Genomic DNA, 12,416 nt, shown 5'->3' on the forward strand with positions numbered 1-12,416 from the left:
AAGAGCTTTCACCGGGCCACAAACAAAGTTTGCGTTTGCAGGCCAAACTTTATGAACGCCTGGAAGATTGGGGTATGTTGCGAGGCCTGGTACCGCGCTTGCGTCAATACCAGGCCTATAAAAAAGCTGAAATTGACCAGATCGCTCTATTGGCGAATAAAGAGATCTTGATCGATGCCACTGCAGCCGAGCAACTGCAAGCGGCCTGGGATTCTTTAGACAAGACCACCAAAACCCAACCCAAACTCATCGCAACCTATGCCAGAGGCTTGTTGCAACACGGTCAGGCCAAGCAAGCCGAAGCCGTGGTGAATCAGGCCTTAAAAAAACACTGGGATGAAAGTTTGCTGGATTGTTATGCCGACCTCAGCGGCATGGATGCGAACAAGCAATTGAGCCAGGTAGAAAACTGGCTAAAAAAACGTGGCGAAAGTGCCAAGTTATTACAAGTGGCGGCCAAGTTATGTGTGCGGGTCAAATTATGGGGTAAGGCTCGCAGTTATATCGAATCCAGTCTTGCCATGCAGGCAAGCCCGGAGAGCTATCAATTGCATGGCGAGTTGTTGCAGCACCTGGGTGAGGTTAATGAGGCCAGTGAATCCTTCAAAAAAGGTCTGCAGCTGTTAACCGGCCAAACCGGAAATATGACCCGAATTCTGGCGCTACCACAAAACAAATAAGCAAAAAATAAACCTAATATCCCGTATTTATACGCATTTCAGCATCAGATATTGGCTGTTCTTGAAATTAGACTTGTGCAGCCGCCTTAAATCCGTAGAATCAGGGGTCATATGAACGTCGGGCATTTCAATTCTGATAAAGACAAATTTGTGGTTCTGTTTATTCCAGAACCCCAGCAAGGTGTGCCAGTGCAGGTCCTTAAAGAGAACATCAAATTTGTGTTCAAAATGCAGGACAGCGAGGTTTCCAGATTGTTTAGAGGTAAGCCTACAGTGATCAAAACCGGCGCGGATGAAGATACTGCGATTATGTACAAGCGAGCCATAGAGCGTTGTGGTGGTTCGTGCTGGATGGAGCCGGAGCAACACGATGCACAATCCAATATCATGACAGCCTGAGTCAGAAATAACTCGGCAATCTGCAACGACCTTTATGGTCGTTTTTATTTGTCTGGAATAAACGCATGTCAAAACCCACCAGCTTTCGTGCCAACCTTTTAATGCTGATTGCTGCTGCGATCTGGGGCTTTGCATTCGTGGCCCAGAAAAAAGGTATGGATTTCATCGGGCCGTTTACCTTCAATGCTGCGCGCTTTGGTCTTGGAACCATCGTCTTGATTCCAGTGCTGTGGTTTTTCTATTCGCGGCGCAAGTCGTCAAATGAGCTTAACGCGTCGCATGCGGCTATACAAAATATTCACACTTCTTTATTGCCGTCCATAGTGCTGGGTTTTTTATTGTATTGCGGCATAGGCTTTCAGCAAACCGGCATGATCTACACCACCGCGGGTAAAGCAGGTTTCATTACCGGCTTATATGTGTTGTTTGTTCCATTGCTGGGATTGTTTGTCGCCAAAAAAGTGAATCTGCCCACCTGGCTTGGCGTAGGGCTTGCACTGTTTGGTATGTATTTGCTCAGCATCAAACCGGACGCAGAAAATTTTTGGTCTCTGGAATATGGCGATGTTCTGATCCTGTGCAGTGCGGTGTTCTGGTCATTACATGTTTTGGTCGCTGATCGATTTGTGCAATACAACGACGCCCTGACTCTGTCTTTTTTGCAATTCGGGTTTTGTGCAATCTTCAGTTTGATCACGGCAATCGGATTCGAATCAATCGATCTGTCACTAATTGCCAAAGCCTGGGTTCCAATAGCCTACACCGGCTTGTTGGCAACAGCCCTGGCATTCACTTTACAAATGCTGGCCCAAAAAGAAGCGCACCCGACCCACGTGGCAATAATTATCAGTATGGAAGGCGTGTTTGCAGTAATTGGCGGTTATTTGCTGCTGTCCGAAGTAATGACGGCAAGAATGTTAGTCGGCTGTGGATTGATCCTGGGCGCGATGTTGCTGGCACAAATCCCAATCGCGAAAAAGCTTGAAAAGAAATCAGATCAAGACATGCTCGCCTGAATAACATCCGCGCCGAACTCAAAGGAGTCGTAAAACAATTGCTCATGCGCTAACCCGGCATCGGTGAACGCCAGCTTTGCCGCCTCTACCATCGGTGGAGGGCCTGCCATGTAAACATCAAACGGCGACATATTCGGATAATCTTCCAACACCGCCTCATGCACCCAGCCGCTACGTCCTTTCCAGTTCTCTCCCGATTCTGCTTCAGAGAGCACCGGGCTATACATTAATTGCTCGTAGTCAGAAGCCATCTCCAGCAGGTGATCGTGCAAATACAGATCACGAGTTTGGCGCGCTCCCCAGAACAAATGCACACCATGATCATCCTGGTTTTCCAGGAGGTCACGCAACATTCCAAGGAGTGGTGCGATACCGGTTCCTCCGCCCAGCATAATGATCGGGCGGCGTTGGTTCTTGCGTACAAAAAAGTTACCAATGGGTCCTTCAATCCTGAGTAAGGAGCGTTCCGGGAGAGCGTCAAAGACTTGTGAAGTAAAGGAACCGTCGGGAACCCGTCGTACGTGGATTTCCAGCAACCCGGCATCGTGCGGTGGATTGGCAATGGAAAAACTGCGTCGCCGACCATCGGGTAACAAGATGTCGATATATTGCCCTGCCAGAAACTGGAAGGGCTCAACTCTGGGCAGCCGTAAATGCAATGCCATGACGTCATGACAGAGCAATATTTTTTTCTCGATGCGACAGGGCAGGCGTTTGATCTGGATCTCGGCCGGGGTTTCCACTGCCTTGGCAATAATTTGCATATCACTGTCGGCATGTGCCAGACAGATCAAACATTGTCGCGCTACAAGGTCCTCTTCGCTGAGACTCCAGGGTGTGCCGTTGGGATAATGAAAATCGCCAAACGTAACGCGAGCTTTGCAACTGTGACAACTGCCGCCCCGGCAACTGTGTGGCAAGTTGTGACCCTGACGAATAGCCGCATCCAGAATGCTCTCGTGCTCTTGCACATTAAAACTGTCACCACCGGGTTGCAGGGTAATGGAGTGGGTTTTTTGAGACGTCATAGTGCTGATTCAGTTACTGTAATGCGGTAATGCAATAAAAAAGCCGTCCGAAGACGGCTGATGTACGCTTCGAGTTGTCGATTATTTTGGTTGGCTTCGCTTGCTGTCTAACCATTCGATCAAAGGTTCCCATTGTTGTTGGTCTGGCCAGGCCAGATACTCGGGAAGTTCATTGATGCCCAGGCCACGCGTGTAGGCACGGATATAATTTTGTGCTTCACGAAATGCGGCGATGTAAGGTGGTTTTTGTTTTTCCAGAAACTCGTCCAGTTTGTCCCACACCAGAGTATTCTCACGGAAACGGTTGGCAACCAGACCAACTTTAACTTTTTTCTCTTTGATCTTTTTGTAGTGACTCAACTCATCCAGGAATTTTGCCGTGGCATCCATATCGATCGGTGACGGTTGCACCGGGATCACGATGGTTTCGGCACGATTGACCAGATCGGTCAGTTCGGTTTTGTGGGTACGCGCCGGAGCGTCGATGATCACAATATCGGTGCCGCGATTCACGCCACGCATGCCATCTTCAAATCCGGCTAAACCGACAATTTCCGGGTAACGCTCGGAACGACGTTCCAGCCAGTCCAGGCTGGAAGCTTGTGAGTCAAAATCTACCAGGGCAACATCGTCAACCTTGTGGGCGTAATGTGCCGCGAGATTGGTCGCTACGGTGCTTTTACCGCTGCCGCCTTTGGGGTTGATGACCAATATGTGTCGCATAACGTCCTCTCTTTTGTTTTATTTCTTTTGGCTTGTATAAATTATCAGCTAAATCCTAAAGCACCCGCCAGTCGCTGTCCAATCTTGTGATTGGCTCATCGCTGCATATGCTCAAAATTTACCCAATCTAAACTACTTTGCAGCTTGTTTCTGAGAATCCGGCATCAATTGGTCTTTGAAATAGCTGTAGGTGAGCGCTGAAATATAGGCGGCTTGTTCATTATTGGTTGAACCCGCGTGCCCACCTTCGATATTCTCGTAGTAATAGTTGGGATGTCCGTATTCTTCCATCAGGGCAACCATTTTGCGGGCATGTCCGGGATGCACACGGTCATCTTTGGTTGATGTATAGAAAAAGACTTTTGGGTATTCCCGGTTTTTTTCAAGATTGTGGTAGGGCGAATAATTCTTAATGTAATCCCATTGTTCCGGAATATCCGGGTCACCGTATTCGGCCATCCAGCTCGCACCGGCCAGGAGTTTGTTGTAGCGTTTCATATCCAGTAAAGGCACAGCGCAGACCACCGCATTGAACAGATCCGGGCGCATGGTGTAAATGGCGCCGACCAATAAGCCGCCGTTACTGCCACCGCGAATTCCGAGGTGCTGCGGTGAAGTTATTTTGCGATCTATCAGATCTTCTGCTATGGCAATGAAATCCTCATAAGCACGCGGACGTTTTTCCTTAAGTGCTGCGTGATGCCATTTGGGGCCGAATTCACCACCACCCCGAATATTGGTTAATACATAGGTACCACCCTGATCGAGCCAGTCGATACCGATGGTGGCCGAGTAGGAAGGTCTTAATGACACTTCAAAACCGCCGTAGCCATACATGACCGTGGGGTTCTTGCCATTCAATTCAAGGTCTTTACGCGCAACCATGAAATAGGGCACTTTGGTGCCGTCTTTTGAAGTGACTTCAAACTGTTGAACCTGATATTTGCCAGCGTCAAAGAAATCTGGCAGTGAGCGAACTTTTCGTTGTTTGCCATTATTGTCGACGTAATACAAGGTATTGGGATTTAAAAACCCGGTGTAAGTGTAAAAATAATCGTTCGCCGTATCGTTTGTTGCAACCACCGACAAGTTGCCAAGATCGGGAGTGTCAACTTTGCTGTTTGTCCAGGAGCCATGCGCGTATTCATACTTGTACAGCTCGCTGCGCACATTATTCAAAACTGAAAGCAGCAAGTGATCCCTGGTGGTACTGAATCCGGCAACACTGGTACGCTCGCTCGGTTCATACAGCACGGTGAAATTGCGTTTCCCGGCCAGGAAATTCTCAAACCCGATACTGACCAGTGAGCCCTGCTTCAGGACTTGTCCGCCGACTTCCCAGTCACTTTTTAATTCAACCAGCATTTGCTCTTTGAAGATTCCGTTAAAGTCGGCGTCTTTCGGCAAGTCGAGCTTGGTGGTCTTGTCATTGTGGTAATAGTGGGTTTCGCCGGTGTAGAAAGTGCTTGAGCGTCTTATGAAAGGGTAAGAGCCCTCGGGAACATTGATCACATAGCCCCAGATGCCCACATCTTCCTGTTGCCCGGTGAACAGGGTCTTGGCGTCAGTGAGAGGCGTTCCGCGTTTCCACAGTTTGCTTAATTTCGGGTAACCGGAGTCGGTCATCGACTCGGGTCCGAAATCTACACCGACCATGACCGTATCCTTATCCAGCCACGCAATGGCGCCTTTGGATTCCTTGGTGACGAATCCGTTTTCCACAAAACTTTGAGTATTGAGATCGTATTCCCGTCTGACTACCGCATCACTTCCCCCGATGGAGAGATTCAGAATACACCTGGTGTATTCGGGGTACAGACAACTACTGCCCTTATAAACCCAGTTCTTGTTTTCACTCTCGGCCAGTGCATCAATGTCGAGCACGGTTTTCCAATCCGGATCATCCGACTTTAAATATTCGGCCAAAGTTGTACGACGATATATACCGCGTATGTGTTCGTCGTCTTTCCAGAAGTTATACACATAGTCTCCCCGAATACTCGGATAGGCAATGCGTTCATCCGAATCATAAACTTCGAGATTCTTTTTATTCAGTTCCTTGAAGCCCGGAATGGCTTCTAAATAATCGAGCGATTCCTTATTACGTGCTTTGACCCAATTCAGAGCTTTTTCGCCATCTACGTCTTCAAGCCATAAATAAGGATCGGAATCTTCCAGAGCTTGCAAATCTGCTTCAGACAATAAATTACTGGCAAGAGTTTTAACTTTAGCCATAGTGTCTTCTTTTATTTTCTCTTGCGCTTCGCTGCTTGAATCACTAGCCTCTGCAGCAATTTCATTTACAGCGCTTTGATCGGTGTCTGAACAGGCGCCCAGGAGCAAACACGTGCTTGCGAGAATTAGGGTAGAAGTTTTAATGGTTTGTTTGGTGAATAACATAGTTAAAGCCTTAAAAGAAATGATTGGGCGGGAGAGATAGTAGAGCTGCAGCATTTAGCCGATTAATGTAGCTTTTTTTTAGGAAAATGAAAAGGCTTAAGCGCTTAAATAATCAATGTTGTGGGCGATAGCTGCTAAAATTCCCGCTAATGAACACCATAAAATTCACCAAAATGCACGGTTTGGGAAACGATGTGATCGTTCTGGATCGTCGTGATCAAGATGTCGAGCTGAGTCCTGAATTTATTGCCCATTTATGTGATCGTCGCAAAGGCGTGGGTTGTGACCAGCTCATGCTGATCGAAACCAGCGATGATCCCGTATGTCATGCGCGCTACCGGATTTACAACCCCGATGCCAAGGAAGTCGAGCAATGTGGCAATGGCGCTCGCTGCGTGGCCCGATACTTGTTTGATAAAGATGAATTGCCAGCCGAGTTCCGATTACAGGCCATGCGCAGTGATGTGGACGCGATCTGTCATGCCGATGGTTCGGTTAGTGTTGCACTGGGGGTGCCCTCGTTTGAACCTGCGAGCCTGCCCTTAAAGTCCGCTCAACAATTGTCTGAATATCACATGCAAGCGGCTGGTCGGGAATTGAGTTTTGGCGCCGTTTCAATAGGGAATCCTCACGCAGTGTTGTCGGTGCCAAGTGTTGCGGACACCGATGTGGCGGGTTTAGGCACAGCTATTCAGGGAAGCAGTATGTTCCCGCAAAGCACCAATGTGGAATTTGTCGAGTTTCTGGCACGTGACCACTTGCGCCTGCGTGTGTATGAACGCGGCGCTGGAGAAACCCTGGCCTGTGGCAGTGGTGCCTGTGCCACGGTTGCGGTGGGCCGTCATTGGGGCTGGTTGGACGACGAGGTCAGGGTCGATATGCCCGGTGGGCAGGCCATCGTAAATTGGGCAGGCGACGGGCAAAAGATCTGGTTGCGCGGTGATGCCGTTCGCGTGTTTAATGGCAGCATTCAGGTGTCTTGATTCTCATCAATATGTCGCAATAGACAGTGAGTTCCGTTACACTGTTGGCATTAACAAAACGGAGCGCAGTCCATCCAATGAGTTCTGAAATCAGCAGTAAAGAAAGCGTCAACAAGGACAACGTCAGTAAGCTTGATCTGCCCGCAACTTTAAGTATGGAACAGCGCATGGAAGAGGCTGCAATTGCCGCGTACTTGCGCGAACATCCGGATTTTTTCACCCGCAATAATGACCTGTTGAACGAGTTGCGTTTGCCACATCCCGACGGCACACACTCGGTGTCGCTGGTTGAACGCCAACTGGTTGCCTTGCGAGATAAAAACTATCGTCTCGAACACCGCCTGGCCGACTTTATCGAGATCGGCCGGGAAAATGACCAATTGATCGACAAGATCCACCGTCTGGCATTGCGTTTGGTTAAAGCCCGCCATTTACCCGGGATCTTCACCGTGGTCGAAACCGCCTTGCGCGATGATTTTGGTGTGGACATGTATAGCCTGCAGATCTTCCAGGATATTACCGCCGATAAAGTCACCATGTTCCCGGGCAATTTCGTGCACAGCATCAAGCGCGAGAATGCCGAATTCTCCACCTTGTTCCAGAGCATGTTGGAATCGGGTCAGCCCAAGTGCGCGCGCTTGAGCAAGGCTCAAAACAAATTCCTGTTTACTGAAAAACAGCAACAAGAGATTGGTTCGGCGGCCCTGGTGCCTTTGGGCGACAAAGGTGAAGTAGGCTTATTGGCTCTTGGATCGCGTGATATCAATCATTTCAATCCCTCATCGAGTACCGATTTTCTTGCGCGCATGGGTGAATTGGTCAGTCACGTTATCGCAACCTCCTAAGGGTTTTTCTTCTGGTCTCACTGAGACTGTTCCATGACTAGCACTGACGCAAACGAAGCTTCTCAGTCCTCCGCGACAGATGGGTTATTACCGCAGGTCACCCGCTTTCTTGACTACCTGCGTTTTGAAAAACAGGTTTCTCCCCACACCTTGAGCAATTATCGTCGTGACCTTAAAGCATTGGGTCTATTCTGTGCCGAGCAGTCCATCACGGAATGGCAGGCTCTGGACAGTAAGCAAGTGCGATTTTTTGCCGCAACTGCATTCAGACAAGGTCTCGGAGCCAGCAGTATCCAAAGACGTTTGTCGGCATGTCGCAGTTTTTTCAATTATTTATTGAAAGAAGGCGAGATCCAGAATAACCCGGCCACCGGTGTGCGCGCACCCAAGGCGCCCAAACGCTTGCCCAAAACCCTCGACGTTGATCAAATGACCCGGCTTTTGAATATGACGGGCAAGGGCCCAACCTTTTTACGCGACAAAGCTATGCTCGAATTGTTATATTCCTCGGGTTTGCGTTTGGCCGAACTGGCCGCATTGGATATCAGTGATGTGGACATGGCGCAGGGCTTGTTGCGGGTGCTGGGTAAAGGCAACAAAACGCGCGTGGTACCGGTGGGCGCAATGGCCCTGACAGCAATACAAGAATGGTTAACAGTTCGTACCGACTGGGTCAAAGACGCCGCAAACCGGGCACTGTTTGTGAGTAACCGTGGCAGTCGCATCAGTCATCGCAGTGTGCAACAACGGATTAAACACTGGGCCAAGAAACAGGGGCTGGACAGCAGTTTGCATCCCCATCAATTCCGCCACTCCTTCGCCTCGCACATGCTGGAGTCGAGTAGTGATCTGCGGGCTGTGCAGGAATTGCTCGGACACGCCGACATCAGCACCACCCAGATCTACACGCACCTTGATTTTCAGCATCTTGCCTCCATTTACGATAAAACCCATCCACGGGCCACCAAAAAGACCGACGAATCGTCCTGAAGCACTGGCCCGACAAATAAGAGAACTGTATGACAACGATCGTTTCAGTCCGTAAGAACGGAAAAGTCGCCATTGGCGGCGATGGCCAGGTCACCCTGGGCAATACTGTCATGAAGGGCAATGCGAAAAAGGTTCGCCGTTTACACGGTGGCAAGGTATTGGCCGGGTTTGCCGGCGGTACCGCAGACGCCTTCACCATGTTTGAGCGCTTCGAGACCAAAATGAAAGAGCACAACCGCTTGATGAAGGCCGCCGTGGAAATGGCCAAGGACTGGCGTTCTGACAAGTATTTGCGCCGTCTTGAGGCCTTGCTGGTGGTGGCCGATGCCGAATCCTCATTTATTATCTCTGGCAACGGGGATGTTATAGAGCCGGTGGATGATCTTATGGCGATTGGCTCAGGTGGCTCATTTGCACAAGCCGCTGCGCGTGCGCTTCTCGATAATACTGAGTTAGATGCCAGCGAGATAGTGGCAAAATCGCTGCAGATCGCAGCAGATATCTGCATTTATACCAATCCGGTAATGACCATCGAAGAATTGGAGAGCAATAAGGCCTAAAATTGCCGATTACGCAGGTATCAGCGCCTAATACGTGTTTAAATGTCGCGAAATTACATAAAGTAGCGATTCACCTAAAGTTTCGATTTACTACCATATAACAACAATTAGCACCATTTTGTCTACATTTAGCTTCAATATCAGCTGATTTTAGGTAAAAGTACCAAATTCACTAACAAAAAAGGTTTTTATTATGTCCATGACCCCGCGCGAGATTGTGCAAGAACTGGATAATCATATTATTGGTCAAGACGCCGCCAAACGGGCGGTGGCCATCGCATTACGCAATCGCTGGCGACGCGCCCAGGTTGAAGAGCCTTTGCGCAGCGAGATCACGCCCAAGAACATTTTGATGATCGGGCCTACCGGCGTAGGTAAAACCGAGATCGCCCGACGTCTGGCCAAACTCGCCAAAGCGCCGTTTGTAAAAGTCGAAGCCACCAAATTCACTGAAGTGGGTTATGTAGGACGCGAAGTGGATTCGATTATTCGTGACCTGGTCGACATGGCCGTGAACCAGACACGCGAAAGCGTCATTGAAAAATTACGTCCGCGCGCCGAAGACGCGGCCGAGGATCGCATCCTGGATGCCTTGCTGCCACCGGCACGCTTTGGCGATGATGTCGAACAGGAAAAAGAAACCGATACGCGACAAAAATTTCGCAAAATGATGCGTGAAGGCAAGCTCGACGACAAGGAAATTGAAGTCGATACCAAAGCGGCATCCGTGGGCATTGAAATAATGGCACCTCCCGGAATGGAGGAAATGACGGGACAATTACAATCAATGTTTCAAAACCTCGGTGGCGACAAGAAAAAACGTCGGCGCTTGAAAGTCAAAGATGCTTTAAAAATATTGATCGATGAAGAAGCCGCCAAACTTATTGATGAAGAAGAACTCAAACAGGAAGCTCTGAACGCGGTCGAGAACCACGGCATTGTGTTTGTGGATGAGTTCGACAAGATCGCCAAACTCAGCGATGCTTCAGGCGCGGGTGTCTCGCGTGAAGGTGTGCAACGCGACCTTTTGCCATTGGTGGAAGGCAGTACCGTGAATACCAAATATGGCATGATCAAAACCGATCATATTCTGTTTATCGCATCGGGAGCCTTTCATGTTGCCAAGCCATCTGACCTGATACCGGAACTGCAAGGTCGTTTTCCGATCCGGGTTGAGCTGGAAGCCTTGACCGTTGATGATTTTGTCAAGATCCTGACCGAGACCGATGCCTCCTTAACCACGCAATACAAGGCCTTACTCGCTACGGAAGAACTGGATGTGAATTTCTCGCAAGCCGGCATCCAACGCCTGGCTGAAGTGGCATTCAAAGCCAATGAGAAAATGGAGAATATCGGAGCACGTCGCTTACACACCGTGATGGAGCGATTACTGGAGCAATTGTCCTTCGATGCGTCGGACAAACACGAGAATGCAGTCGAGATTGATGCCGCCTACGTGGATAAGCAACTTGAAGCCCTGGTCGAGGATGAAGACCTAAGTCGCTATATTTTGTAAGGTGGTAGCGAAACGATTCGTAATAAATTGCGTAGGATGGGCAAAACGGAGTGTGCCCATCACCTAAATAAAAAAACATGGGCGCGCAGGCTTTGCCCATCCTGCATGGTGTAATTAAAAATGACCCAACCCATCCCAACCGAAATTAAAATGCGCCAGGAATCCCGCTTGCTGGAGGTCCGTTTTGATGACGGGCAAACATTTAGCTTAAGCTGGGAATACTTACGCGTGTTCTCGCCCTCGGCGGAAGTGCGCGGACACAGCCCGACCCAGGCGGTATTGCAAGTGGATAAAGGCGACATTCGCATTGTGCGTATCGAACCGGTTGGCCAATACGCATTACGACTGGAATTTGATGATGGGCATAATACGGGTTTGTATTCCTGGTCATATTTGTACGAACTTGGCGTAAAATACCCGCAGAACTGGCAAGAATATCTGGATAAATTGAAAGCCGCAGGTCATTCCCATCCCGACATGCCTTCGCCAGATTAACCGCAACAGATAAAGACCCACTATGAGCAAATCTGAAAAAAATACCACCCATTTCGGGTATCAGGAAGTACCGGTCGACGAAAAACAAGACAAGGTCAAAGGTGTTTTTGATTCGGTCGCCAAAAATTACGACATCATGAACGACCTGATGTCTTTGGGTGTGCATCGGCTGTGGAAAAAATTCACTTTAGAACAAACCGGATTACGTGAAGGCATGCAAGCCCTGGATGTTGCCGGTGGTACGGGTGACATCGCGATCGGTTTGGCCAAACAGGTAGGGCCAAGCGGTCATGTCATCCTGACCGATATTAACGAGAATATGCTGGAAGTCGGACGCGATCGTTTGATCGATGCCGGTATTGGCGGCAATGTGTCGTTTCAAACCGCGAATGCCGAAGACTTACCGTTTGATGACAACAGTTTTGATTGTGTGAGCATCGCCTTTGGCTTACGCAATGTAACGGACAAAGACAAAGCCCTGCGCTCCATGCACCGTGTATTGAAACCGGGCGGGCGCTTGTTGGTGTTGGAGTTTTCCAAGCCAGTCGCTCCGGGACTGGGGCCAGTCTATGACACCTATTCGTTCAAGATCTTACCCTTACTGGGAAAACTGGTGGCCAGGGATTCTGAAAGTTACCAATATCTGGCCGAATCGATCCGTATGCACCCGGATCAGGAAACACTCAAACAAATGCTCACGGATGCGGGTTTTGCCAGAGTCCGTTACCAAAACCTGACTGGCGGTATTGTGGCATTGCACAGAGGGTACAAGATCTAAGAC

The 12,416-nt window shown here is 49.2% G+C and carries 13 protein-coding genes; 10 read left to right on the forward strand and 3 right to left on the reverse strand.

Going from position 1 to position 12,416, the window contains the following annotated elements; genetic code table 11:
* The 3 genes from HKN88_09245 to HKN88_09255 form a co-directional block, all read left to right on the forward strand.
* Nucleotides 1–680 (forward strand): hypothetical protein (locus HKN88_09245; GenBank protein NNC98240.1); only part of this gene is annotated, 680 nt, incomplete at its 5' end.
* A gap of 111 nt (nucleotides 681–791) precedes the next feature.
* Complete coding sequence (locus HKN88_09250; protein NNC98241.1) at nucleotides 792–1,079, forward strand: hypothetical protein; 288 nt, start codon at nucleotides 792–794, stop codon at nucleotides 1,077–1,079.
* A gap of 65 nt (nucleotides 1,080–1,144) precedes the next feature.
* Nucleotides 1,145–2,095, forward strand: coding sequence for a DMT family transporter (locus tag HKN88_09255; GenBank protein NNC98242.1), 951 nt, complete (start codon nucleotides 1,145–1,147; stop codon nucleotides 2,093–2,095).
* On the opposite strand, the gene HKN88_09260 is transcribed toward HKN88_09255, so the two are convergent.
* From HKN88_09260 to HKN88_09270, 3 genes are all read right to left on the reverse strand, one after another.
* Nucleotides 2,077–3,123, reverse strand: coding sequence for a 2Fe-2S iron-sulfur cluster binding domain-containing protein (locus HKN88_09260; protein ID NNC98243.1), 1,047 nt, complete (start codon nucleotides 3,121–3,123; stop codon nucleotides 2,077–2,079). The two genes, HKN88_09255 and HKN88_09260, sit on opposite strands and share 19 nt — an antisense overlap.
* A gap of 81 nt (nucleotides 3,124–3,204) precedes the next feature.
* Nucleotides 3,205–3,846 carry a ParA family protein gene (locus HKN88_09265; GenBank protein ID NNC98244.1) on the reverse strand — a complete coding sequence of 214 codons (642 nt, stop codon included), beginning with the start codon at nucleotides 3,844–3,846 and terminating at the stop codon, nucleotides 3,205–3,207.
* A gap of 132 nt (nucleotides 3,847–3,978) precedes the next feature.
* The gene (locus tag HKN88_09270; GenBank protein ID NNC98245.1) at nucleotides 3,979–6,081 is read right to left on the reverse strand and encodes a S9 family peptidase; all 2,103 of its coding nucleotides are present in this window, start codon (nucleotides 6,079–6,081) and stop codon (nucleotides 3,979–3,981) included.
* Nucleotides 6,082–6,395: 314 nt separating this feature from the next.
* Here HKN88_09270 and dapF point away from each other — a divergent pair, with 314 nt between their 5' ends.
* The 7 genes from dapF to ubiE all read left to right on the forward strand — a co-directional run bounded on the left by dapF (nucleotide 6,396) and on the right by ubiE (nucleotide 12,413).
* Nucleotides 6,396–7,229 (forward strand): diaminopimelate epimerase, encoded by an 834-nt coding sequence (dapF, locus tag HKN88_09275; GenBank protein ID NNC98246.1) that lies wholly within the window; start codon nucleotides 6,396–6,398, stop codon nucleotides 7,227–7,229.
* 77 nt (nucleotides 7,230–7,306) lie between these two features.
* Nucleotides 7,307–8,074, forward strand: coding sequence for a DUF484 family protein (locus HKN88_09280; GenBank protein NNC98247.1), 768 nt, complete (start codon nucleotides 7,307–7,309; stop codon nucleotides 8,072–8,074).
* Between the two features lie 33 nt (nucleotides 8,075–8,107).
* Complete coding sequence (gene xerC / locus HKN88_09285; protein NNC98248.1) at nucleotides 8,108–9,064, forward strand: tyrosine recombinase XerC; 957 nt, start codon at nucleotides 8,108–8,110, stop codon at nucleotides 9,062–9,064.
* Between the two features lie 29 nt (nucleotides 9,065–9,093).
* Nucleotides 9,094–9,624 carry an ATP-dependent protease subunit HslV gene (gene hslV, locus HKN88_09290; GenBank protein ID NNC98249.1) on the forward strand — a complete coding sequence of 177 codons (531 nt, stop codon included), beginning with the start codon at nucleotides 9,094–9,096 and terminating at the stop codon, nucleotides 9,622–9,624.
* A 193-nt stretch (nucleotides 9,625–9,817) separates the two neighbouring features.
* The gene (hslU, locus tag HKN88_09295; protein NNC98250.1) at nucleotides 9,818–11,140 is read left to right on the forward strand and encodes an HslU--HslV peptidase ATPase subunit; all 1,323 of its coding nucleotides are present in this window, start codon (nucleotides 9,818–9,820) and stop codon (nucleotides 11,138–11,140) included.
* 120 nt (nucleotides 11,141–11,260) lie between these two features.
* Nucleotides 11,261–11,635 (forward strand): DUF971 domain-containing protein, encoded by a 375-nt coding sequence (locus HKN88_09300; GenBank protein ID NNC98251.1) that lies wholly within the window; start codon nucleotides 11,261–11,263, stop codon nucleotides 11,633–11,635.
* Nucleotides 11,636–11,657: 22 nt separating this feature from the next.
* Nucleotides 11,658–12,413 carry a bifunctional demethylmenaquinone methyltransferase/2-methoxy-6-polyprenyl-1,4-benzoquinol methylase UbiE gene (gene ubiE / locus HKN88_09305; protein NNC98252.1) on the forward strand — a complete coding sequence of 252 codons (756 nt, stop codon included), beginning with the start codon at nucleotides 11,658–11,660 and terminating at the stop codon, nucleotides 12,411–12,413.
* Nucleotides 12,414–12,416 lie beyond the last annotated feature (3 nt).

Source organism: Gammaproteobacteria bacterium, assembly GCA_013001575.1.
Classification (GTDB): Bacteria; Pseudomonadota; Gammaproteobacteria; order Steroidobacterales; family JABDMI01; genus JABDMI01.